General features: G+C 58.8%; 21 protein-coding genes and 3 tRNA genes. 2 read left to right on the forward strand and 22 right to left on the reverse strand.

From position 1 onward, the window contains the following. Positions 1–146 precede the first annotated feature (146 nt). Complete coding sequence (locus ACGSLL_RS19060) at positions 147–641, forward strand: hypothetical protein (RefSeq protein ID WP_394507529.1); 495 nt, start codon at positions 147–149, stop codon at positions 639–641. An 8-nt stretch (positions 642–649) separates the two neighbouring features. Here ACGSLL_RS19060 and ACGSLL_RS19065 read toward each other — a convergent pair. The 16 genes from ACGSLL_RS19065 to rlmE all read right to left on the reverse strand — a co-directional run bounded on the left by ACGSLL_RS19065 (position 650) and on the right by rlmE (position 16,193). After that, positions 650–725 (reverse strand) — tRNA-Thr (locus ACGSLL_RS19065). 129 nt (positions 726–854) lie between these two features. Continuing rightward, positions 855–2,960, reverse strand: coding sequence for a polyribonucleotide nucleotidyltransferase (pnp, locus tag ACGSLL_RS19070; RefSeq protein WP_206415518.1), 2,106 nt, complete (start codon positions 2,958–2,960; stop codon positions 855–857). Positions 2,961–3,164: 204 nt separating this feature from the next. Continuing rightward, positions 3,165–3,434 (reverse strand): 30S ribosomal protein S15, encoded by a 270-nt coding sequence (rpsO, locus tag ACGSLL_RS19075; RefSeq protein WP_016771751.1) that lies wholly within the window; start codon positions 3,432–3,434, stop codon positions 3,165–3,167. Positions 3,435–3,578: 144 nt separating this feature from the next. Further along, positions 3,579–4,496: a tRNA pseudouridine(55) synthase TruB gene (gene truB / locus ACGSLL_RS19080; RefSeq protein ID WP_203420702.1), complete on the reverse strand. Its 918-nt coding sequence runs from the start codon at positions 4,494–4,496 to the stop codon at positions 3,579–3,581. A 4-nt stretch (positions 4,497–4,500) separates the two neighbouring features. After that, positions 4,501–4,902, reverse strand: a complete 402-nt coding sequence (rbfA, locus tag ACGSLL_RS19085; RefSeq protein ID WP_016771753.1) for a 30S ribosome-binding factor RbfA — start codon at positions 4,900–4,902, stop codon at positions 4,501–4,503. A gap of 159 nt (positions 4,903–5,061) precedes the next feature. Beyond that, positions 5,062–7,590, reverse strand: a complete 2,529-nt coding sequence (infB, locus tag ACGSLL_RS19090) for a translation initiation factor IF-2 (protein ID WP_090281712.1) — start codon at positions 7,588–7,590, stop codon at positions 5,062–5,064. A 27-nt stretch (positions 7,591–7,617) separates the two neighbouring features. Further along, a complete protein-coding gene (gene nusA / locus ACGSLL_RS19095) occupies positions 7,618–9,099 on the reverse strand; it encodes a transcription termination factor NusA (RefSeq protein WP_208938784.1) in 1,482 nt (493 codons plus the stop codon). A gap of 47 nt (positions 9,100–9,146) precedes the next feature. Continuing rightward, entirely contained in the window at positions 9,147–9,605 is a 459-nt protein-coding gene (rimP, locus tag ACGSLL_RS19100; RefSeq protein WP_394507530.1) for a ribosome maturation factor RimP, read from the reverse strand. A 139-nt stretch (positions 9,606–9,744) separates the two neighbouring features. Further along, positions 9,745–9,821: transfer RNA gene (locus ACGSLL_RS19105), tRNA-Met, on the reverse strand. 97 nt (positions 9,822–9,918) lie between these two features. Next, positions 9,919–10,004 (reverse strand) — tRNA-Leu (locus ACGSLL_RS19110). 22 nt (positions 10,005–10,026) lie between these two features. Then, positions 10,027–10,413 (reverse strand): preprotein translocase subunit SecG, encoded by a 387-nt coding sequence (secG, locus tag ACGSLL_RS19115; RefSeq protein ID WP_027610782.1) that lies wholly within the window; start codon positions 10,411–10,413, stop codon positions 10,027–10,029. Between the two features lie 4 nt (positions 10,414–10,417). Continuing rightward, positions 10,418–11,173 (reverse strand): triose-phosphate isomerase, encoded by a 756-nt coding sequence (tpiA, locus tag ACGSLL_RS19120; protein ID WP_090281710.1) that lies wholly within the window; start codon positions 11,171–11,173, stop codon positions 10,418–10,420. Positions 11,174–11,238: 65 nt separating this feature from the next. Beyond that, positions 11,239–12,576: a phosphoglucosamine mutase gene (glmM, locus tag ACGSLL_RS19125; protein ID WP_208938786.1), complete on the reverse strand. Its 1,338-nt coding sequence runs from the start codon at positions 12,574–12,576 to the stop codon at positions 11,239–11,241. Positions 12,577–12,593: 17 nt separating this feature from the next. Then, a complete protein-coding gene (folP, locus tag ACGSLL_RS19130) occupies positions 12,594–13,445 on the reverse strand; it encodes a dihydropteroate synthase (protein ID WP_208938787.1) in 852 nt (283 codons plus the stop codon). An 8-nt stretch (positions 13,446–13,453) separates the two neighbouring features. Continuing rightward, positions 13,454–15,361, reverse strand: a complete 1,908-nt coding sequence (gene ftsH / locus ACGSLL_RS19135) for an ATP-dependent zinc metalloprotease FtsH (RefSeq protein ID WP_090281707.1) — start codon at positions 15,359–15,361, stop codon at positions 13,454–13,456. A gap of 202 nt (positions 15,362–15,563) precedes the next feature. Further along, positions 15,564–16,193 carry a 23S rRNA (uridine(2552)-2'-O)-methyltransferase RlmE gene (gene rlmE / locus ACGSLL_RS19140; protein WP_090281706.1) on the reverse strand — a complete coding sequence of 210 codons (630 nt, stop codon included), beginning with the start codon at positions 16,191–16,193 and terminating at the stop codon, positions 15,564–15,566. A 101-nt stretch (positions 16,194–16,294) separates the two neighbouring features. Here rlmE and ACGSLL_RS19145 point away from each other — a divergent pair, with 101 nt between their 5' ends. After that, positions 16,295–16,603 carry a YhbY family RNA-binding protein gene (locus tag ACGSLL_RS19145; protein ID WP_003221534.1) on the forward strand — a complete coding sequence of 103 codons (309 nt, stop codon included), beginning with the start codon at positions 16,295–16,297 and terminating at the stop codon, positions 16,601–16,603. A 9-nt stretch (positions 16,604–16,612) separates the two neighbouring features. On the opposite strand, the gene ACGSLL_RS19150 is transcribed toward ACGSLL_RS19145, so the two are convergent. The 6 genes from ACGSLL_RS19150 to dnaJ form a co-directional block, all read right to left on the reverse strand. Continuing rightward, entirely contained in the window at positions 16,613–17,017 is a 405-nt protein-coding gene (locus tag ACGSLL_RS19150) for an MFS transporter (protein ID WP_394507531.1), read from the reverse strand. Between the two features lie 28 nt (positions 17,018–17,045). Further along, entirely contained in the window at positions 17,046–17,522 is a 477-nt protein-coding gene (gene greA, locus ACGSLL_RS19155) for a transcription elongation factor GreA (protein ID WP_093106947.1), read from the reverse strand. Between the two features lie 2 nt (positions 17,523–17,524). Continuing rightward, complete coding sequence (carB, locus tag ACGSLL_RS19160; RefSeq protein WP_039759558.1) at positions 17,525–20,746, reverse strand: carbamoyl-phosphate synthase large subunit; 3,222 nt, start codon at positions 20,744–20,746, stop codon at positions 17,525–17,527. Between the two features lie 124 nt (positions 20,747–20,870). Beyond that, positions 20,871–22,007 (reverse strand): glutamine-hydrolyzing carbamoyl-phosphate synthase small subunit, encoded by a 1,137-nt coding sequence (carA, locus tag ACGSLL_RS19165; RefSeq protein ID WP_093104784.1) that lies wholly within the window; start codon positions 22,005–22,007, stop codon positions 20,871–20,873. A gap of 257 nt (positions 22,008–22,264) precedes the next feature. Continuing rightward, positions 22,265–23,071 carry a 4-hydroxy-tetrahydrodipicolinate reductase gene (gene dapB / locus ACGSLL_RS19170; protein WP_090281703.1) on the reverse strand — a complete coding sequence of 269 codons (807 nt, stop codon included), beginning with the start codon at positions 23,069–23,071 and terminating at the stop codon, positions 22,265–22,267. A gap of 9 nt (positions 23,072–23,080) precedes the next feature. Further along, positions 23,081–24,205, reverse strand: coding sequence for a molecular chaperone DnaJ (gene dnaJ / locus ACGSLL_RS19175; RefSeq protein WP_090281702.1), 1,125 nt, complete (start codon positions 24,203–24,205; stop codon positions 23,081–23,083). Positions 24,206–24,275: the final 70 nt, after the last annotated feature.

Consider the following 24,275-nt stretch of genomic DNA (forward strand, 5'->3'; position numbering starts at 1 on the left):
GAATATAGGACGTTTGCATGACGAATTACACGGCTCTTTACATCTCTCGCACAAAAAGCTGACTTGCGGAACATAAATGCCGATTTCAAGTCATAGCGATGTGCCACATCGGCACTCACTTACGCTGTTCACAAGGAAAACCAGTGATGCGCAGCTTCTCGAAAATTTCCGCTGTTGTCTCCACTACCACTTTGATTGCTGCCCTGGCCCTGCCGGCCAGCGCCATGGCCGTTGAGCTGAGTTCCAGCAGTCCGTCCTATGGCGACAAGGTTTCACTGATCCACAACGATTATGGCAAGACCGTCGTGATCAAAAGCGATATCAGCATCGATGAGCTGCAAAAGATGCGCGATACGCTCAATGATCAATCGCGCCAGATCGAAGAGCTCAAACGCAGCGGTGGTTCCAGCTCAAGCTCCAGCAGCAGGGAGATCGACGAACTGAAAAGCAAAGTGAAGGAACAGGACCGTGTACTTGAGTCCCTTGGCCGTCAGGTTGAAGAACTCAAGCGCAACAGCGGCTCCAGCTCCAACTCGAACAGCAGCGAGATTTCGAATTTGAAGCAGAAGGTCAACGACCAGGATCGGGACATGGATCAGCTCAAACGTACCGTCGAGGATCTGAGCCGCAAGGTGAAATAAGCGAGGGATGGTGCCCGAGACAGGAATCGAACCTGCGACCTTCGCGTTACGAGTGCGCTGCTCTACCGGCTGAGCTACACGGGCGGTGGGCTAAAACTAGCACCGCTGTTGTGGTCCGGCAACTTCGCAGAATGTCCGGGTGTTTCGCGGACAAAAAAATGCCCCGCCGTTTGCACGGCGGGGCATTTTCATTGCGCTACAGGCAGGGGGTGATTAAACGCCCGAAGCCTTGGCAGCTGCCACGTCTTTGATGGACAGCTTGATACGGCCGCGGTTGTCCACGTCCAGTACCAGCACTTCCACTTCCTGGCCTTCTTTCAGAATGTCGGTGACTTTCTCTACGCGAGCGTCGCTCAGCATCGAGATGTGCACCAGACCGTCCTTGCCCGGCAGAATGTTGACGAACGCGCCGAAGTCGACGATGCGCTCAACCTTGCCGACGTAGATCTTGCCGATCTCGGCTTCGGCGGTGATACCCAGAACGCGCTGACGAGCAGCTTCTGCAGCTTCCTTGGTTTCGCCGAAGATCTTGATCGAACCGTCGTCTTCGATGTCGATCGAAGCCTTGGTTTCTTCGCAGATCGCACGGATGGTCGCGCCACCTTTACCGATGACGTCACGGATCTTGTCGGTGTCGATCTTCATCGCGATCATGGTCGGTGCGTTGGCCGACAGTTCGGTACGCGACTGACCAATGATCTGGTTCATCTGACCGAGGATGTTCAGGCGCGCTTCCAGGGCCTGGCCCAGAGCGATCTCCATGATCTCTTCGGTGATGCCCTTGATCTTGATGTCCATCTGCAGCGCGGTCACGCCTTTGGCGGTACCGGCTACCTTGAAATCCATGTCGCCGAGGTGGTCTTCGTCACCGAGGATGTCGGTCAGAACGGCGAACTTCTCGCCTTCTTTAACCAGACCCATGGCGATACCGGCAACCGGTGCCTTCATCGGCACACCAGCGTCCATCAGGGCCAGGGAAGCGCCGCAGACGGAAGCCATCGAGCTCGAACCGTTGGATTCGGTGATTTCCGACACCACACGGATGGTGTACGGGAACACGTCAGCGGCTGGCAGCATGGCCGAAACCGAACGACGGGCCAGACGGCCGTGGCCGATTTCGCGACGACCGGCACCACCCATGCGACCACACTCGCCTACCGAGAACGGCGGGAAGTTGTAGTGCAGCATGAACGGGTCTTTTTTCTCGCCTTCCAGGGTGTCCAGCAGTTGCGCGTCACGGGCGGTGCCCAGTGTTGCAACAACCAGCGCCTGGGTTTCGCCACGGGTAAACAGTGCCGAACCGTGAGTCTTCGGCAGAACGCCGACTTCGATGTTCAGCGGACGTACGGTGCGGGTGTCGCGGCCGTCGATACGTGGCTTGCCGTTGACGATGTTTTCGCGAACGGTGCGGTATTCGATTTCGCCGAAAGCAGCTTTGACTTCAGCAGCGGAAGGCTGGCCTTCTTCGCCGGACAGCTTGGCAACTACCTGATCCTTCAGCTCGCCCAGGCGAGCGTAACGGTCGGCCTTGATGGTGATGGTGTAAGCCTGGGAGATCGCGTCGCCGAACTCGGCACGGATAGCGCCCAGCAGTTCGGTGGCTTCTGGTTGTGGTGCCCAGTTCCAGGTTGGCTTGGCAGCTTCAGCGGCCAATTCTTTAACGGCGTTGATCACGACCTGGAACTCGTCGTGGGCAAACAGTACCGCGCCCAGCATCTGGTCTTCGGTCAGCTCTTTGGCTTCCGATTCAACCATCAGCACGGCGTCGGAAGTACCGGCAACGACCATGTCCAGGCTCGAAGCGGCTTGCTGCTCGTAAGTCGGGTTCAGCAGGTAGCCGGTGCTTTCGTGGAAAGCTACACGCGCGGCGCCGATCGGGCCGTCGAACGGGATACCCGAGATAGCCAGGGCAGCCGAGGTACCGATCATCGCAGCGATGTCCGGATCGGTCTTCTTGCTGGTGGAAACGACGGTGCAGACAACCTGCACTTCGTTCATGAAGCCTTCAGGAAACAGCGGACGGATCGGACGGTCGATCAGTCGGGAAGTCAGGGTTTCTTTCTCGGAAGGACGGCCTTCACGCTTGAAGAAACCGCCAGGGATCTTACCGGCAGCGTAAGTCTTTTCCTGGTAGTGAACGGACAGAGGGAAAAAGCCCTTGCCCGGATCGGCTTGCTTGGCACCGACAACGGTCACCAATACGCTGACGTCGTCGTCAACGGTGACCAGCACTGCGCCGGAGGCCTGACGGGCAATACGGCCAGTCTCGAGGGTAACGGTCGACTGACCGAACTGGAATTTTTTGATTACCGGGTTCACGGTGTCCTACCTTCTTTGTGGCTCTTGGGGGAAACGGTTTCTTGCGAATTCTTGGGCAATCTCGGGAATCGGCCCGATATGTATTGTCCGGGTGCTACAGGTAAAGCCATGGTGCAGATAAAACTTGAGGCTGGGAGCCTGCAAGGCGCCAGCGGCGAACCGCTGACGTCTGGCAGACAACCAACCTCATAGCGCAATCGCTGATTAGCGACGCAGACCCAGGCGAGCGATCAGAGCGGCGTACCGGCTCACGTCCTTGCCTTTCAGGTAGTCCAGCAGCTTGCGACGCTGGTTTACCATGCGGATCAGACCACGACGGGAGTGGTGATCTTTACCGTTGGCCTTGAAGTGACCTTGCAGTTTGTTGATGTTGGCGGTCAGCAGTGCAACCTGCACTTCTGGCGAACCAGTGTCACCAACAGCTTGCTGGTAGTCAGCAACGATTTGAGCTTTTTCTTGAACGTCGAGAGCCATGAGGCAATCCTTCCTTATCAGGAAACTGTTTCAAAAAAACAGTTTCAACAGGCCAGGGACAAATCCCTGTATCTATAAATGAGTCGTGACCGTGCCTGTTGACAGCCACACTCGCCGACCTGCTGTGACACAGGCCGGTTCCGGTCATTCCGACCGAATCAAGCGACGTGGCGCGATGCGCCCGTCTTCGCTCACTTCACCGATGCCGATGAAGCGACCATTGTGATCCTGTACCCGTACCATGCCGAACTTCGGAGCATCCGGGGCACGTACCGGCTGGCCGTTGAGCCAATAGAACGCGCTCGCTTCCGAGAAATGCAGCAACGGCCAATCCTGCAGGCCGCTGTCCGATGGCATCAGGAAGCGATCGACCGCTTCGTTGCCGCCTTCGGCATGTACCGCTTCCAGCTCTTCGAGGGTCACCGTCTGCGCGAGGGTGAAAGGCCCGGCCTGGGTCCGGCGCAATTCTGCGACGTACGCACCACAACCGAGTTGCTCACCGATATCCTCCACCAGGGTGCGAATATAGGTGCCCTTGCTGCAGTCCACCGCAAGACGCGCAGTATCGCCTTCGAAGGCCAGCAATTCCAAGCGCGCAATAGTAACAGAACGCGGTTCGCGCTCCACTACTTCGCCTGCACGGGCCAGCTTGTACAACGGCTGGCCATCACGCTTGAGCGCTGAGTACATCGGCGGTATCTGACTGATTTGCCCGCGAAAATTCGGCAGAACCGCTTCGACATCGGCGCGACCAACGGTCACCGGGCGCTCCTGCAAAACTTCACCCTCGGCATCGGCCGTGGTGGTGGTCTTGCCCAGCTGCGCCAGGGTCTCGTAACCCTTGTCGGAATCGAGCAGGTACTGCGAGAACTTGGTCGCCTCGCCAAAGCACAACGGCAGCACGCCGGTGGCCAGCGGGTCGAGGCTGCCGGTATGACCGGCCTTCTCGGCATTGAGCAGCCAGCGCACCTTCTGCAACGCGGCGTTGGAGGTGAACCCCAGCGGCTTGTCGAGCAGGATGATGCCACTGACATTACGACGGATACGTTTGACCTGAGCCACCGAGTTACTCCTTGGTGTCTTCAGGTGCAGGCGCCGCCACGTGCTGATTGTCTTCAGCCACGGCGCGCTCGATCAGCGCCGACAAGTGCGCGCCACGCACGACGGATTCGTCGTAGTGGAAGTGCAATTGCGGCACGCTGCGCAGCTTCATTTCACGGGCCAGTTGCATGCGCAGGAAGCCTGCGGCGGCATTGAGCACCTTGATGCTTTGCGCGATGTCTTCGGCGTTGTCCTGGCCCATCACGGTGATGAAGATCTTCGCGTGACCGACGTCACGGGAGACTTCCACTGCGGTGATGGTGACCAGACCCACACGCGGGTCTTTGACTTCACGACGGATCAGTTGGGCCAGCTCGCGCTGCATCTGATCGCCGATACGTTGGGTACGGCTGTATTCTTTTGCCATGATTTGTTACCTGTTACTGCCCAGCGGTGAAACCCGCAAGGTCTGAAAGCGGCAAACGCCCGGCCTGACAAATGCCAGACCGGGCGTTGCGTTTAGAGTCCGGACGCTGCGCCGTGCATTGGCATGCTACGGCGCATCGTGGCCCTTGAAGTGCGCGAGTCAGAGGCTGCGAGCAACCTGGACCTTCTCGAAGACTTCGATCTTGTCGCCGACTTTGACGTCGTTGTAGCTCTTCACGCCGATACCGCATTCCATGCCGGCACGTACTTCGGAAGCGTCATCCTTGAAGCGGCGCAGGGATTCCAGCTCGCCTTCGAAGATAACGATGTCTTCACGCAGTACACGGATCGGACGGTTACGGTGCACAACACCTTCGATCACCATGCAACCGGCGATCGCGCCAAACTTCGGCGAACGGAACACGTCACGCACTTCGGCCACACCCAGGATGTTCTCGCGAACATCGCTGCCGAGCATGCCGGTCAGGGCTTTCTTGACGTCTTCGATGATGTCGTAGATCACGTTGTAGTAACGCATGTCCAGACCTTCCTGCTCGACGATCTTCCGTGCGCCAGCATCGGCACGCACGTTGAAGCCGAACAGTACAGCGTTGGAAGCCAGTGCCAGGTTGGCATCGGATTCGGTGATACCACCGACGCCGCCGCCCACTACGCGCACTTGAACTTCGTCGTTGCCCAGGCCATTCAAGGCACCGTTCAACGCTTCCAGCGAACCACGGACGTCGGATTTGAGGACGATGTTGAGCGTCTTCTTCTCGGCCTGACCCATGTTTTCGAAGATGTTTTCCAGCTTGCCGGCGTGAGCGCGAGCCAGTTTGACTTCGCGGAACTTGCCTTGACGGAACAGAGCCACTTCACGGGCTTTCTTCTCGTCGGCAACCACGCTCATCTCGTCGCCAGCGTCCGGGGTACCGTCCAGGCCGAGGATCTCGACAGGGATGGAAGGACCGGCTTCCTTGATCGGCTTGCCGTTCTCGTCGAGCATGGCACGCACACGGCCGTAGTTCGAACCGACCAGAACCATGTCGCCTTGACGCAGGGTACCGTCCTGAACCAGCACGGTGGCTACCGGGCCACGACCTTTGTCGAGACGCGATTCAACCACCACACCACGGCCAGGAGCCGATGGAGTCGCTTTCAGTTCGAGAACTTCGGCCTGCAGCAGAACGGCTTCAAGCAGCTCGTCTACGCCAGTACCCATTTTTGCCGACACTGGAACGAATGGAGTGTCGCCACCCCAATCTTCGGACGTCACGCCGTGAACCGACAGTTCGCTGCGGATGCGATCGAGATCGGCGCCCGGCTTGTCGATCTTGTTCACTGCAACCACCAGAGGCACGCCAGCTGCCTGAGCATGCTGGACCGCTTCGATGGTTTGCGGCATCACGCCGTCGTCGGCCGCAACCACGAGGATCACGATGTCGGTCGCCTTGGCACCACGGGCACGCATTGCGGTAAACGCAGCGTGACCCGGGGTGTCGAGGAAGGTGACCATGCCGCGATCAGTCTCAACGTGGTACGCACCGATGTGCTGGGTAATACCGCCGGCTTCGCCAGCAGCTACCTTGGCACGACGGATGTAGTCGAGCAGGGACGTTTTACCGTGGTCAACGTGGCCCATTACGGTCACAACTGGCGCACGAGAGAACGACTCACCTTCAAACTTCAGGGACTCGGCCAGGGAATCTTCCAGGGCGGTGTCGCTGACCAGGGTCACTTTGTGGCCCAGTTCTTCGGCTACCAGTTGAGCAGTTTCCTGATCAAGCACCTGGTTGATGGTCGCTGGGGTACCCAGTTTGAACATGAACTTGATGATTTCAGCCGCTTTGACCGACATCTGATTGGCGAGGTCGCCAACCGTGATGGTCTCGCCGATCTGCACATCACGCACGACAGGGCCGGTAGGGCTCTGGAAACCGTGGGCGTTGCGCTTCTTCAGCTTGGCCTTGCCGCGACCGCCGCGACGGAAGCCATCGCTTTCTTCGTCGGTAGTGCGTGGTGCCACGCGTGGAGCCGGGGCTTTTTCCTTGACCGATGCGCGATGCGGAGCGTTTTTACGCTCGCCATCACCACCGCCGCTGCGACGATTGTTGTCGTCGGCACGCGGTTTGTCCGGACGGCGCTGTTCGTTCTGCTTGTTGCGAACGTCAGCAGACGGCGCAGGAGCAGCAGCCACCGGCGCGCTTTCACGCACAGGTTCGGCCACGGCAGCCGGTGCCGCAACGGCGTCGCTGGCAGCGGCTTGCGCAGCAGCAGGCTGGCGACGCGCTTCTTCTTCGGCGCGCTGCTTGGCTTCTTCTTCAGCCTTCTGACGGGCAGCATTTTCTACTGCGCGACGCTCATCCAGTTCACGCTTGCGCTCGGCTTCGATTTCTTCCGGGCTGCGCTGTACGAAAACTTTCTTCTTGCGAACTTCTACGCTGATGCTCTTGCTACCAGCCACCCGCAGGGTGCTGGTGGTTTTACGCTGCAGCGTGATCTTGCGTGGTTCTTCCACTTTCGCCTTGTGGCTGCTTTTCAAGTGAGTCAGCAGGGACTGCTTCTCACTGTCAGTCACATTTTCGTCGGCGGCGGTGTGCGGCAGACCTGCCTCACGCATCTGCTGCAACAGGCGCTCTACCGGTGTTTTGACCTCATCGGCCAGTTGTTTCACCGTGACTTGCGTCATGCACTTCTCTCCTCAGGCCGCGCCTAATTACTCGAACCAGTGGGCTCGGGCGGCCATGATCAACTTGCCGGCACGATCATCGTCAATGCCGTCGATGTCGAGCAGGTCGTCAATAGACTGCTCGGCCAGGTCTTCGCGGGTAATTACGCCGCGCACCGCCAGTTCCATCGCCAAATCCTTGTCCATACCCTCAAGCGAGAGCAGGTCTTCGGCCGGATGGGCGTCTGCCAGCTTTTCCTCAGTAGCGATGGCTTTGGTCAACAAACGATCCTTGGCACGAGCGCGAAGCTCGTCGACGATATCCTCGTCGAAGCCGTCGATGTTGAGCATCTCCTCCACCGGTACGTAGGCAATCTCTTCCAGGCTGGTGAAGCCTTCGTCAACCAGCACCTGCGCCAGCTCTTCGTCGACTTCCAGCTCGTCGATGAAGTTGCGCAGGATGTCGCCGGTTTCCGCTTGCTGCTTGGCCTGGATGTCCGATTCGGTCATCACGTTCAGGGTCCAGCCAGTCAACTGGCTGGCCAGACGCACGTTCTGACCACCGCGACCAATGGCCTGAGCCAGGTTATCTGCGCCAACGGCGATGTCCATGGCATGGGCATCTTCGTCGACAATAATTGCCGCAACCTCGGCCGGGGACATGGCGTTGATCACGAACTGGGCCGGGTTATCGTCCCACAGCACGATGTCAACACGCTCGCCGCCCAACTCGCCCGACACTGCCTGGACGCGCGAACCGCGCATACCGATGCAAGCGCCCTGCGGGTCGATGCGTTTGTCCTTGGAGCGAACGGCGATCTTGGCGCGCGAACCCGGATCACGGGACGCGGCCATGACTTCGATCAGGCCTTCGGCAATTTCCGGCACTTCGATGCGGAACAGCTCGATCAGCATTTCCGGCGCGGTACGCGACAGGATCAGCTGCGGGCCGCGGTTCTCGGTGCGGATTTCCTTGAGCAGCGCACGCAGTCGCACGCCGACACGGAAGGTTTCGCGAGAAATGATGTCTTCGCGGGCCAGCAGCGCTTCAGCGTTGTTGCCCAGATCGACGATCACGTTATCGCGGGTGACTTTTTTCACGGTGCCGGAGATGATTTCTCCCAGGCGCTCGCGATAGGCGTCAACCACTTGAGCGCGCTCGGCTTCGCGAACTTTCTGCACGATGACCTGCTTGGCAGTCTGTGCAGCGATGCGGCCGAACTCGATGGATTCGATTTTTTCTTCGACGACGTCGCCGACCTTGGCACCCGGATGCGTTTCGGCAACCTTGCTTGGCCAGGTTTCGATGGCCGGATCGTCAAGATCATTCTCTTCAACGACCGTCCAGCGACGGAAAGTCTCGTAAGAACCGGTGTGGCGGTTGATTTCCACACGCAGGTCAACTTCGTCTTCAAAACGCTTTTTGGTAGCAGTGGCCAGAGCCAGCTCCAGCGCTTCAAAAATTACGCTTGCCGGTACGCCCTTTTCATTGGATACCGACTCAACAACCAGCAGTACTTCTTTGCTCATCGTACGCCTCGCCTTTCGCAAGCCATTGGATCCGCGGGATCCGCGTCTCAGTCAAAACTGGGAATAATGTTGGCCTTGTCGATCATATCGATCGGCAACAGGAATTCATGGTCATCTACCTGCACCACGACGTCCTGCTCTTCTACACCGCGCAGAAGGCCCTGAAAGTTGCGTCGACCTTCGAAAGGCGAGCGCAGCTTGATCTTCACTTGTTCACCAACGAACTGGGCGAACTGCTCAAGATTGAACAGTGGGCGCTCCATGCCTGGCGAGGAAACTTCAAGGGTGTATTCAACGGATATTGGATCTTCGACATCCAGTACACCGCTGATCTGACGGCTGACAATGGCGCAATCGTCCACCAGCACGCCGCCCTCTTTATCGATATAAACGCGCAACATCGAGTGCCGACCCTGAGCCGAAAACTCGATACCCCAGCATTCATAGCCCAGGGCCACGACCACCGGGGCCAGCAAGGCCTGCAACTCTTCTAGCTTGCTCGACACCTGAACCCCCTAGTGCATGATATGTGCATGCTTTGCAAAATAAAAAAATGGGCATAACGCCCATCCTTGAAACGCCGTCGAACAGCGGCGTTGAAAGTGTCCAGCTAACAAAAAGCCCCTGAAAAGGGGCTCCTTAAACTGGTTGCGGGGGCCGGATTTGAACCGACGACCTTCGGGTTATGAGCCCGACGAGCTACCAGACTGCTCCACCCCGCGACAAAGCTGGGGCGGAAGTATACGACCGATCCCTTATAGGGTCAATGTAACCTTCCACCTGCAAGAAAGCCCGCAACAGCGGGCTCTCCTGACTAATTGGTACCGAGAAGGGGACTCGAACCCCTACACCCTATGGGCACAACCACCTCAAGGTTGCGTGTCTACCAATTCCACCACCTCGGCAAAACTACATTTGAAACTCTTCTTACTTCTGCTCTTGAGCTGGAGGCACGTCAGTCGCTGGAGTAGCCGACTTTTGCTCTTGAAGCACCGGGACATCATCAGAAGCCGGTTGTTGTTGCTTAGGTACTTCCAACACTGCTGGATCTGGCAAACCTGCTTGAGTCAGCTGATGAGCCTTCTCTTTAGCAAAGTAACCTAACCCCAGGCTGGTTATGAAGAAACCGGCGGCAAGTATAGCAGTAAACTTACTAAGAAAGGTAGAGGAACCTTGGCTTCCGAACACAGTATTTGAAGCACCTGCTCCGAAAGACGCGCCAGCGTCCGCACCTTTACCCTGCTGCAGCAAAACCAGAGCAACTACGCCCAATGCACCCAGCAGATGAAAAACGACTACGACTGTTTCCAGCATTTTCTCAGTTTCCCGCGGCGCGACAGATCGCACCGAACTCATCTGCATTCAGGGAAGCCCCACCAATGAGCCCCCCATCGATATCCGGCATGCCGAACAGTTCGGCCGCATTGGCCGCCTTCACGCTGCCGCCGTATAGAAGCCGCACACCTCGTGCGACCTCAGAATTCTCTGCCGCCAGCTGCTCGCGAATGGCTTTATGCACATCCTGAGCCTGCTGCGGCGTTGCAGTCAGTCCGGTACCAATGGCCCAGACAGGCTCGTAAGCAATGACTGCCTTGGCAAAGGCACCGACACCCAGCTCCTCGATGATGCTGCCCAGCTGACGCCCGACAACCTCAAGAGTCTTACCGGCTTCGCGCTGCTCGAGGGTTTCCCCTACACACAACACCGGTATCAAGCCACATGCCTGTGCCGCTGCGAACTTGCGATTCAGCATCCCGTCGCGCTCGCCCATTATCTGGCGGCGTTCGGAGTGCCCGACAAGCACCAGGGAACAACCTGCATCCACCAACTGACTGGGAGCAATCTCACCGGTCAGTGCACCTTGCATGGCTTCCACCGCAGAATTCTGCGCGCCGACCGAAATCGACTTGCCTTTCAAGCCATCAATCACTTGATTGATATGCAAGCAAGGCGGGAATACCGCGACATCAACACCGCTTGGCAAGGCCAGATGACGAAGGCCGTTGATCAGCTCAGCGACGCTGGCGCGGGTACCGTGCATCTTCCAGTTACCAGCTACCATAGGGCGACGCATGCTGTACCTCGTCGGTCAAAGTGGGCGCAGATGTTACCCAAGAGAATGAAGGCTGGCAAGCCGAATCAGGCAGAAACTTCAGTTACCAGTTTTGCCAGTTCTTCGGCATAGCCGCGAACCTGAGTTTCGTCCTCGCCTTCGACCATTACGCGCACCAAAGGCTCTGTTCCCGACTTGCGCAAAAGCACTCGACCACGACCGGCCATTGCCTGGGTCACCCGCGCACTGGCCTCTTTGACAGCCGGGTGCTCCAGCGGGCTTTCGCCGCCACCGAAACGCACGTTGATCAAGACCTGAGGACACTTGCGCAACGCCTGACGGGTTTGCGCCAGACCTTCATTACGGGTCTTCAGCGCCATCAGCACCTGCAACGCCGCGATGATCGCATCACCGGTGGTGGTGTGATTGAAGCACACGACATGCCCGGAATTCTCGCCGCCCACCAGCCAGTTGCGTTCAAGCAGTTCGGCGATCACATAGCGATCACCGACGTTGGCTCGAACAAATGGAATCGAAAGATCGGCAAGCGCCAGCTCAAGACCCAGATTGCTCATCAGCGTGCCAACCACGCCGCCCTGCAACTTGCCGCGCTCATGCAGATCACGAGCAATGATGAACAGCAAATCGTCACCATCGACAATGGCGCCGGTGTGATCGACCATCAGAACGCGATCACCATCACCATCGAATGCGATACCAAGATCAGCGTGCTCGGCCAGCACCGCAGCCTGCAACGGCCCCATGTGGGTCGAGCCGCAGTTATCGTTGATGTTGAGCCCGTTAGGCTGCGCAGACAGCACGACCACCTCGGCACCCAGCTCGCGGAATACGCTGGGTGCAACTTTATAGGTCGCGCCATGGGCGCAATCGATGACGATCTTCATGCCGGAAAAACTGGTACCGGTTGGCACACTGCTTTTGCAGAATTCGATATAGCGGCCAGAGGCATCGTTGATTCGCGACACCTTGCCGATCTTGCTCGACTCCACCACAGTCATCGGCGTATCGAGCAATTCTTCGATCATCAGCTCCAGCTCATCTGGCAATTTCGTGCCTTTGCCGGAGAAGAACTTGATGCCGTTATCGTCGTGCGGATTGTGCGATGCACTGATCACAATTCCGGCCTCGGCCTGGAATGTGCGCGACAGATAGGCAATCGCCGGGGTCGGCATCGGGCCGAGCAGCATCACATCGGCGCCTGCCGATGTCAGGCCCGCCTCGAGCGCCGACTCGAACATGTATCCGGAGATACGCGTGTCCTTGCCGACCAGCACCTTGCAGGCGCCCATCTTGCGGAACGCCATGCCGGCGGCCCAGCCGAGCTTGAGCATGAAATCAGGAGTAATCGGGTATTCGCCGACCCGGCCACGAATGCCGTCGGTACCAAAGTATTTTTTGCTCATAAAGCGCTCCATCATTCTTATTCGGCTGATTCTACGGCCGCGATCATCCGCACGACGTCTACCGTTTCCGCCACATCATGGACGCGCAATATACACGCACCTTTTACCGATGCCAGCGCAGCAAGGGCCAGACCGCCATGGAGACGCTCGCCCACGGGGCGATTCAAGGCCTGCCCGATCATGCTCTTTCGCGAAACACCCACAAGCAATGGCCTGCCCAACGCATGCAGGGCCTCCATGTGCTTGAACAAGCTTAGATTGTGCTGCAGGGTTTTGGCGAAACCGAAACCAGGATCAAGAATGATGCGCTCGGCAGGAATGCCAGCGGCCGCACACTGTTTCATGCGCTCGGCGAGAAACTCGCCCACTTCCCGGGTGACATCCTGATACTGCGGATTGTCCTGCATGTTGCCAGGCTCGCCGAGCATGTGCATCAGACACACCGGCAAACCGGTAGCCGCCGCCGCATCCAGCGCACCATCGCGCTGCAAAGAACGAACATCATTGATCAGGCCGGCGCCGAGTCGCGCGGTTTCGCGCATGACCGCTGGCGTCGAGGTATCGACTGAGATGATCACATCGAGCTCGCGATTGATCAGCTCGACGATCGGCGCCACGCGCTCAAGCTCTTCCAGCGGTGACACCGCTCGTGCACCTGGGCGCGTGGATTCGCCACCGACATCGATCAGCGTCGCGCCGGCAGCCACCATCGCTTCAGCGTGACGCAATGCAGCGTCCAGCTGGCTGTATTGGCCACCGTCGGAGAAGGAATCAGGTGTGACGTTGAGAATGCCCATGACATGCGTCCGGGCCAAATCAAGAACCCGGTTGCCGCAAGGCAACCGGGTCAGGGACTGTACAGAAGTCATTTCAAGCCTTAAACGTCAGCAGCCGGACCGCCAATCGGTGTTTCCGGACGCTCGTCGCGGACTACCGGCGGTGGCGGAGTACCCGTGCCACCCGTCCAGTCGCGCGGCTCGCGAGGTGTACGCCCTGCCATGATGTCATCGATCTGCTCAGCGTCGATCGTTTCGTACTTCATCAGCGCATCGGCCATCGCATCGAGCTTGTCACGATTGTCGGTCAGGATCTGCTTGGCCGTGCCGTAGCAGTGATCGATGATGCTGCGCACTTCGGAGTCGATCAGCTTGGCTGTCTCACCCGAGAAGCTCGCTGCCTGACCACCGCCGCCGCGACCGAGGAACACTTCACCTTCTTCTTCCGCATACATCAGCGGACCGAGTTTTTCCGACAGGCCCCACTTCGTCACCATATTCCGCGCAATCTGGCTGGCACGCATGATGTCGTTGGAGGCACCAGTGGTGACACCGTCGAAGCCAAGGGTCATCTCTTCAGCAATACGACCGCCGTACAACGAGCAGATCTGACTGATCAACGCACGCTTTGACAGGCTGTAGCGATCCTCTTCCGGCAGGAACATGGTCACACCCAGCGCACGACCGCGCGGAATGATCGAGACCTTGTAAACCGGATCATGCTCAGGCACTACCCGACCAACAATGGCGTGGCCGGCTTCGTGATAAGCGGTGTTCTGTTTTTCTTTCTCGGACATGACCATCGATTTGCGCTCTGCGCCCATCATGATCTTGTCTTTGGCCAGTTCGAACTCTTTCATCTCGACGATGCGCTTGCCGCTGCGTGCAGCGAACAGGGACGCTTCGTTGACCAGGTTGGCCAAGTCGGCACCGGAGAAGCCTGGAGTACCACGCGCGATCACCGCTGGAGCAACATCGTCACCCATTGGCACTTTGCGCATGTGGACCTTGAGAATCTGCTCGCGACCACGGATGTCTGGCAAGCCAACCACTACCTGACGGTCGAAACGGCCCGGACGCAGCAGTGCCGGGTCAAGGACGTCCGGACGGTTGGTAGCAGCGATGACGATGATGCCATCGTTCATTTCGAAGCCGTCCATCTCTACCAGCAACTGGTTGAGAGTCTGCTCGCGCTCGTCGTGACCGCCGCCCATGCCGGCGCCACGGTGGCGACCGACAGCGTCGATTTCGTCGATGAAAATGATGCACGGAGCGTGCTTCTTGGCCTGTTCGAACATGTCACGCACACGGCTGGCACCGACGCCGACGAACATTTCGACGAAATCAGAACCGGAAATGGTGAAGAACGGCACCTTGGCTTCGCCGGCGATCGCCTTGGCCAGCAAGGTTTTACCGGTACCCGGAGGACCGACCATCAGCACACCGCGAGGAATGCGGCCACCCAGACGCTGGAATTTGCCCGGATCACGCAGGAACTCGACCAGCTCGCCGACTTCTTCCTTGGCCTCGTCGCAACCGGCGACGTCAGCCAGTGTGGTCTTGACCTGATCTTCGGAAAGCAGGCGGGCCTTGCTCTTGCCGAAGCTCATCGGCCCGCCCTTGCCACCGGCACCACCCTGCATCTGGCGCATGAAGAACATGAACACCGCGATGATCACCAGGATCGGGAAGCTGGCCACCAGCAGTTGAGTCCAGATGCTTTGCTGCTCAGGCTGCTTGCCTTCAACCACGACATGGTTGTCGACCAGATCGCCGATCAGGCCATTGTCCTGGATTGCCGGACGAATGGTCTTGAAGCTATCGCCATCGGTGCGCTTGCCGGTAATCACATAACCATCAACGGCGACGCGCTCGACCTTGCCATCCTTGACCTGCTGGATGAAGTCGGAATAGTTGAGGGTCTGCGGCTCGTTAGGGCTGGAGAAGTTGTTCATCACCGTCACCAGGACAGCCGCGATGATCAACCACAGGATCAGATTCTTTGCCATATCGTTCAATTAACTACCCTCTGAAGCAAGCTCCGCTACTGGCGCGCGCTTCGCATGATATTCACCGGCCTAACTTACTACATTACCTACAACTCTGGCAGGCGCCGTCTGTAACCCTTTGTGAAACACTTTCCACACAATATTCGTTTATGCGCGCGGGGCAAAATATGAAAAAGCTATCGCCCCGCTGAAAAACCACATTTTATTCGCCGTTGCCGCGGTAGCCCCAAGCCAGCATATATTGCTCGCGAGAGCTGCCACGCGAAGAATCCGGCTTGATCATCTGGATCTTGTCGAATTTGCGACGAGCATCCTTCAGATAAACATCAAACCCTTCGCCCTGAAAAATCTTGATGACGAAATTGCCACCCGGCTTGAGTATCCGCTCCGCCAGATCCAGCGCCAGCTCGCAGAGGAACATGGCCTTGGGCATATCCACTTCAGGCGTACCACTCATATTGGGGGCCATATCGGAAATCACAAGGTCCACTTGCGAATTACCGACGGCCTCAAGGATCCGGCCAAGCACTGAATCTTCGGTGAAGTCCCCGTGAATAAAGGTGACGTCTGGAATGCTGTCCATTTCCAGGATGTCCGAAGCGATCAAACGCCCCTGCCCACCGATCAGTCGACTGGTGACCTGCGACCAGCCACCAGGCGCGGCACCGAGGTCGACAACGCTCATGCCCGGACGGATCAGTTTGTATTTCTCCTGGATTTCCAGAAGTTTGTAACTCGCACGCGAGCGGTAGCCATCCTTCTGCGCCTGCTTCACATAGGGATCGTTGACATGTCTTTTCAGCCAACCAAGGCTTGTCTTGGAACGCGCCATTGGGCACCTCGATGATAAGGGTCGTGATTAGTTGGGCGGATCCACGAACCCTCGGGTAAAATGGCCGCCATTTTACAGAATCCAGACGAAAGGGTCAGATTATGCCGCTCACTCCAGAGCAGAAGAAACAGTACAAATCCATTGGCCACCATCTGAAACCAGTTCTGACTGTGGCTGACAACGGTCTGACTGAAGGTGTGCTAGCCGAACTCGAACGCGCCTTGGCGGATCACGAGCTGATCAAGATCAAGCTCAACATCCTCGATCGCGAGTCGCGCTTGGCGCACATTGCAGAACTGTGCAAGGTCGGCAAAGCGGACCTGGTACAGGTCATCGGCAAGATGGCACTGGTTTATCGCAAAAACTTCAGCGTCAACAAGCAGCTGTCGAACGTTCATCGCTTCAAGTGATGACAAGGGTCAAGGGTGTGCTTCGCGCACCCTGCCACTCCAGCCCGGCACCGGCTGCATGACCAGCACCAGCCCGGAAAATCCCAGCACCAGATAACTGAACACCTGCCAACGCTGCGCATCCGGCCAGCCGACACGCACGGCGACGTACATCGCACACGCATACAACGCCATCAACAGCACCTGCCCGCGAAAATCCCGCCATAGACTGCCAGGGCCCTCGGCCTGTACCAGCACCAAAGCCTGAAAGATCACGCAGACTGCAGCAAAACCCACGACCAGCACTTCAAAGGCACTGGCGACTTCGTCGACCAACAGCGGCGCCAGGCCGATCTGGCCCAACGCCGGCTGCAAACCGAGATGAATCAGCCATAGCCCGCCGACCCAAAGCATCTGGGCCAGTTGCCAAAGCATGGCGCCCGCATGCAGCGGGCGCCTTCTTTCAGATGTGACGAACTTCGACAATCTCGTACTCGATCACGCCGCTTGGCGTTTTGACGGCGACTACGTCACCCTCTTCCTTGCCAATCAAGGCACGGGCCAACGGCGAGCCGACCGAAATCTTGCCGAGTTTGAAGTCAGCTTCATCCTCACCCACGATCTGGTAAGTGACGCTTTCATCCGTCTCGACATTGGCGATTTCAACGGTAGTGCCGAAAATCACCTTGCCCGTATGCGGGATGGTCGTGACATCAATGACGACCTGATTCTGAATCCGGCCTTCGATGTCACGGATCCGCGCCTCAACCATACCCTGCTGCTCGCGGGCAGCATGGTATTCAGCGTTTTCCTTCAAGTCACCCAACTCGCGGGCCGTACCGATGTCCTGGCTGAGCTTCGGACGAACGACCTTGGTCAGGTGAGCGTGTTCTTCTTCCAGGGCGCGAGCGCCCTGAACAGTCATTGGGTACTTGGTTATGCTCATGCCTTCAATCCTGCGTGTAGATCCTGCAAGCGACGCACGGTCTTTTCCGGACCGAATTTCAGCGCTTCGCAGATCGCTTCGCCCGCAGCAATGGTGGTGGTGCAGTAGATCTTGTGCTGCAGCGCATTGCGACGAATGGAGTACGAATCGGCGATCGACTGACGCCCTTCGGTGGTGTTGATGATCAGCGTGACTTCGTCATTCTTGATCATGTCGACCACATGCGGACGACCCTCGGTCACCTTGTTCACGCGGCGCACTTTCAGGCCTGCGGCTTCGATCAGCTTGGCAGTGCCGGCAGTGGCAACCACTTCGAAACCCAAGTTGATCAGATCACGGGCCACGCCTGCAACCAGTGGCTTGTCGTCGTCACGTACGCTGATGAATGCGGTACCGCCGGTCGGCAGCACTTCGCTGGCACCCATCTGAGCCTTGGCGAACGCTTCACCGAAGGTGTCGCCGACGCCCATCACTTCACCGGTCGACTTCATCTCTGGGCCGAGGATCGGGTCAACGCCAGGGAATTTGGCGAACGGGAACACCGCCTCTTTCACGCTGTAGAAGTTCGGAATGATTTCCTTGGTGAAGCCGATTTCCTTCAGTGTCTTACCGGCCATCACGCGAGCAGCGATCATCGCCAGGGAAACGCCGATGCACTTGGACACGAACGGTACGGTACGCGAAGCGCGCGGGTTGACTTCGATGACGTAGATGTCTTCGCCTTGCAGCGCCAACTGCACGTTCATCAGGCCGACAACGCCCAGCTCCAGGGCCATTTTCTTGACCTGTTCGCGCATTTCGTCCTGGATGTGCGCCGGCAGCGAGTACGGCGGCAGCGAGCATGCGGAGTCACCGGAGTGAACGCCCGCCTGTTCGATGTGCTGCATGATCGCGCCGATCACCACATCTTTGCCGTCGCAGACCGCGTCCACGTCCATTTCGATGGCGCAGTTGAGGAAGTGGTCGAGCAGCACGGGGCTGTCGTTCGACACTTGCACCGCGTCACGCAGGTAGCGCTTGAGTTCGTCTTCCTTGTAAACGATTTCCATCGCACGGCCGCCCAGTACGTAGGACGGACGCACAACCAATGGGTAACCGATTTTCGCGGCAGCGCGAACAGCTTCGTCTTCGCTGCGCACGGTGGCGTTTGGCGGCTGACGCAGGTTCAGACGCTCAACCATTTGCTGGAAGCGCTCGCGGTCTTCGGCGCGGTCGATGGCGTCAGGGCTGGTGCCGATGATCGGCACGCCAGCAGCTTCCAGCGCGCGAGCCAGTTTCAGCGGGGTCTGGCCGCCGTACTGGACGATCACACCTTTCGGCTTCTCGACGCGGCAGATTTCCAGCACGTCTTCCAGGGTCACTGGTTCGAAGTACAGACGGTCGGAGGTGTCGTAGTCGGTTGAAACGGTCTCCGGGTTGCAGTTGACCATGATGGTTTCGTAGCCGTCTTCGCGCAGGGCGAGAGCGGCGTGAACACAGCAGTAGTCGAACTCGATGCCCTGGCCGATACGGTTCGGACCGCCACCCAGAATCATGATCTTGTCGCGGCCGGACGGCGCGGCTTCACACTCTTCCTCGTAGGTCGAATAGAGGTAAGCGGTGTCGGTGGCGAACTCGGCAGCGCAGGTGTCGACGCGCTTGTAGACCGGGAACACTTCCAGCTTCTGACGGTGCGTGCGCAGGTTTTTCTCGGTGACACCCAGCAGCTTGGCCAGACGCTGATCGGAGAAACCTTTGCGCTTGAGCTTGAACATCAGGTCGCGGTCGATCGAAGACAGACCGAGGGTCTTGACCTTCTCTTCGTCCTTGATCAGGTCTTCGATCTGCACCAGGAACCATGGATCGATCATGTTCATGCCGAAGATGTCTTCAACCGACAGACCGGCGCGGAACGCGTCAGCCACGTACCAGATACGCTCGGCGCCCGGCACGGTCAGCTCGCGCTTGAGCACGCTCATGCTTTCCGGGTTGCTCAGGTCGAGCTTCTCGTCCAGACCGCAAACGCCGACTTCCAGACCGCGCAGGGCTTTCTGCAGGGATTCCTGGAACGTCCGGCCGATGGCCATGACTTCACCCACCGACTTCATCTGAGTGGTCAGACGCGCGTCAGCCTTGGCGAACTTCTCAAAAGCGAAACGTGGCAGCTTGGTCACGACATAATCGATCGACGGTTCGAAGGACGCCGGGGTCTTGCCGCCGGTGATGTCGTTCGACAGTTCGTCGAGGGTGTAACCCACAGCCAGCTTGGCCGCGACTTTAGCAATCGGGAAACCGGTGGCTTTCGAAGCCAGCGCCGAGGAACGCGAAACACGCGGGTTCATTTCGATCACGACCATACGGCCGGTGTTCGGGCAGATGCCGAACTGAACGTTGGAACCGCCAGTCTCGACGCCGATCTCGCGCAGTACCGCCAGCGAGGCGTTACGCAGAATCTGGTATTCCTTGTCGGTCAGGGTCTGGGCTGGCGCCACGGTGATCGAGTCGCCGGTGTGCACGCCCATCGGGTCGAAGTTTTCGATCGAGCAGACGATGATGCAGTTGTCCTTTTTGTCGCGGACAACTTCCATTTCATATTCTTTCCAGCCGATCAGCGATTCGTCGATCAGCAGCTCTTTGGTCGGCGACAGGTCCAGACCACGGGCGCAGATTTCTTCGAACTCTTCACGGTTGTACGCGATACCGCCACCGGTGCCGCCCATGGTGAAGGACGGACGGATGATGCACGGGAAGCCCAGCGTCTCGAGGACGGCGTTGGCTTCTTCCATGCTGTGCGCGATACCGGAGCGCGGGCACGCCAGGCCGATGGATTTCATCGCCTTGTCGAAACGCGAACGATCTTCAGCCTTGTCGATGGTGTCGGCGTTGGCGCCGATCATTTCCACGCCGAACTTCTCCAGAACGCCTTCGCGCTCCAGGTCCAGGGCGCAGTTCAGAGCGGTCTGGCCGCCCATGGTTGGCAATACGGCGTCCGGACGTTCTTTCTCGATGATCTTGGCAACGGTCTGCCACTTGATCGGCTCGATGTAAGTGGCGTCGGCCATGTCCGGGTCGGTCATGATGGTCGCCGGGTTGGAGTTCACCAGGATGACGCGGTAACCCTCTTCGCGCAGGGCTTTGCAAGCCTGGGCGCCGGAGTAGTCGAATTCGCAGGCCTGGCCGATAACGATCGGGCCAGCGCCGAGAATCAGGATGCTTTTAATGTCTGTACGTTTTGGCATGGGTTGTCACTCAAATCCGCAGGTCAGTCGGCAAGCCGTCTTGATCGATTTCTGAAGTCCCGAAGGGGCCACCGGTGCCGGGGCCGCCCTCGAGGGCTTCTCTCTACAGTCTCAAGGCGAACGCTTAGCGTCGCTTGGCCATCTCGTTGATGAAGCGGTCGAACAGTGGCGCGACGTCGTTCGGGCCCGGGCTCGCTTCAGGGTGGCCCTGGAAGCTGAACGCGCTCTTGTCGGTGCGCTCGATGCCTTGCAGGGTGCCGTCGAACAGCGATTTGTGGATCGCGCGCACATTGCCCGGCAGGGTGGCTTCGTCGACCGCAAAACCGTGGTTCTGGCTGGTGATCATCACCACACCCGTGTCCAGATCTTGCACCGGGTGGTTGGCACCGTGGTGGCCGTGGCCCATTTTCACGGTCTTGGCGCCGGAGGCCAGAGCCAGCAACTGGTGGCCGAGGCAAATGCCGAATACCGGAATTTCGGTTTCCAGCACGTCCTTGATCGCCTGGATTGCGTAGTCGCATGGCTCCGGGTCACCCGGGCCGTTGGACAGGAACACGCCGTCCGGCTTCAGCGCCAGGACATCGGCCGCCGGGGTCTGGGCAGGCACCACGGTGACGCGGCAGCCGCGCTCGACCAGCATGCGCAGGATGTTGACCTTGACGCCGTAGTCAAAGGCCACCACGTGATACGGCAGCTCGGAAGCGTCGATGGTCGCGTGGCTGTCGGTTTTCAGGTCCCAGACGGTCGAGCGCCATTCGTATTGGGTCTTGGTGCTGACGACTTTCGCCAGGTCCATGCCCTTCAGGCCCGGGAAGCCTTGCGCAGCAGCGATGGCGGCTTCTTCGGAGATGTTGTCACCGGCCATGATGCAGCCGTTCTGCGCGCCCTTTTCACGCAGGATGCGGGTCAGACGACGGGTGTCGATACCGGCGATCGCCACAACATTATTGGCTTTCAGGTAATCGGACAGTGACATCGTGTTACGCCAGTTGCTCGCTACCAGCGGCAGGTCACGGATGACCAGGCCAGCGGACCAGACGCGGTCGGACTCGGCGTCTTCCGGCGTGGTGCCGGTGTTGCCGATGTGCGGGTAAGTCAGGGTAACGATCTGTTGGGCGTAGGAAGGATCGGTAAGGATTTCCTGATAGCCGGTCATTGCGGTGTTGAACACCACCTCACCAACGGTCTGACCGTCGGCTCCAATGGCTTCGCCGCGAAAAATGCTGCCATCAGCAAGGGCAAGTATGGCTGGCTTAGTCAAGAAGACCTCCCGTAAATAACGCATGAAAGGGCGATCGCAGGTTGTAAAAAAGCGGAGTGACGTATGGACACGTCACCCCGCTTCTTCACTGAATTATTCTGCGCGCTTTTAGTGGACACACTAAAGCTGTAGCTTACAGAAAAAGGCTTTTTTGGTCCACCGCTAAAGAGCCCTAAAGGCCGGAGAATGCGACAGGTCGTCGCCAAGCGGAGAAAAACCGGCGCAAACAGGGCGTTTGCACCGGGTTCAGCATTGCATCAACGCAGCTCGAGTACGTCCTGCATGTCGTAAAGACCCGGCTCACGACCGTCCAGCCACAGCGCAGCACGAACCGCACCTTTGGCGAAAGTCATGCGGCTCGAGGCCTTGTGCGTGATCTCCAGACGCTCGCCCTCGCAGGCGAACAACACGGTGTGATCACCCACCACGTCGCCACCGCGCACGGTGGCGAAACCGATGGTTTCACGCTCACGGGCACCGGTATGACCTTCGCGACCGTAGACCGCAACTTTCTGCAGATCACGATCCAGCGCACTGGCGATGACCTCACCCATGCGCAAGGCCGTACCCGACGGCGCATCGATCTTGTGCCGGTGATGCGCTTCGATGATTTCGATGTCCGCTTCATCACCAAGGACACGCGCCGCCATGTCGAGCAGCTTCAGCGACAGATTGACGCCGACGCTGAAGTTGGCCGCGAAGACGATCGGAATGTCCTTGCCCGCCTCGACCAGCAACTGCTTCTGCGCTGCATCCAGCCCGGTGGTGCCGATAACCATGGCCTTGCCCGCCTTGCGGCAGAACGCCAGATTTTTCAGCATCACTTCCGGCAGCGTGAAGTCGATCAGCACATCGAACTCTTCCGCCACGGCTTCGATATGCCCGGACAACGGCACACCGATGCGCCCCAGCGAAGCCAGCTCACCGGCGTCGACACCGATCAGCGTACTGCCGGGACGAACCACCGCGGCCGTCAGACCGGTCAGCGGCGCGCGCTGCTGCACGGCCTCGACCAGAATCTTGCCCATGCGCCCAGCAGCGCCCATCACAGCTATACGTCGCATGCCGACTCCTTACAGATCGCCGAAGAAACGCTTCACACCGTCGAACCAACCGGTGGTTTTCGGCGAATGACTGTTGTCGTCGGCCAGCGAGCTGCGGAATTCTTCCAGCAGCTCACGCTGACGACGGTTCAGGTTGACCGGCGTCTCGACCGCAACGCGGCACATCAAGTCGCCCGCACCACCGCCACGCACCGGCGCCACACCTTTGCCACGCACGCGGAACTGCTTGCCGGTCTGGGTGCCTTCAGGGATTTTCAGTTTGACCCGACCGTCGAGGGTCGGAATCTCCAGCTCGCCGCCCAGTGCTGCGTCGACGAAGCTGATTGGCACTTCGCAGAACAGGTGCTTGCCGTCACGCTGGAAGATGTCGTGTTCGCGAACATTGATGACCACGTACAGATCGCCCGTCGGACCACCCTGCGTCCCCGCCTCGCCTTCGCCGGACAGACGAATGCGATCGCCGGTATCGACGCCGGCCGGCACTTTGACCGACAGGGTTTTGTACTCTTCGACGCGACCGTCACCGTGGCACGAATCGCACGGATCGGAAATGATCTTGCCCTGGCCATGGCAGCGCGGGCAGGTTTGCTGCACCGAGAAGAAGCCCTGCTGCATGCGCACCTGACCGATACCGCCACAGGTCGGGCAGGTCGACGGCGACGAGCCTTTCTTCGCGCCCGAGCCATCGCACGGCTTGCAGTTGACCAGCGTCGGCACACGGATATTCACCGAGGTGCCGCGCACTGCTTCTTCCAGATTCAGCTCCAGGGTGTAGCGTAAATCGCTGCCACGCTGAGCGCCGCCACGGGAACCGCCGCGACCGCCGCCGAAGAAGTCACTGAAGACGTCGCCGAAAATATCGGAGAAGTTCTGCCCGCCGAAGCCGGCACCACCGCCACCCATGCTTGGGTCGACGCCGGCATGACCGTACTGGTCGTAGGCCGCGCGCTTGCTGGCGTCGGACAACACTTCATAGGCCTCGTTGGCCTCTTTGAACGCCTCTTCCGAAGCTTTGTCGCCCGGATTACGGTCAGGGTGGTGCTTCATTGCCAGGCGGCGATAGGCCTTCTTCAGGTCGGCTTCGCTCGTGCCTCGCTCGACACCCAATACTTCGTAATAGTCACGCTTTGCCATAAGTTCTTTGCACTCTTAAGGACGTTCGGCAAACCCCTCCTGAGCCTCGCCAAACTCGTTGAGCCCCCAT

This window comes from Pseudomonas retamae (assembly GCF_043496865.1).
Lineage (GTDB): Bacteria > Pseudomonadota > Gammaproteobacteria > Pseudomonadales > Pseudomonadaceae > Aquipseudomonas > Aquipseudomonas retamae.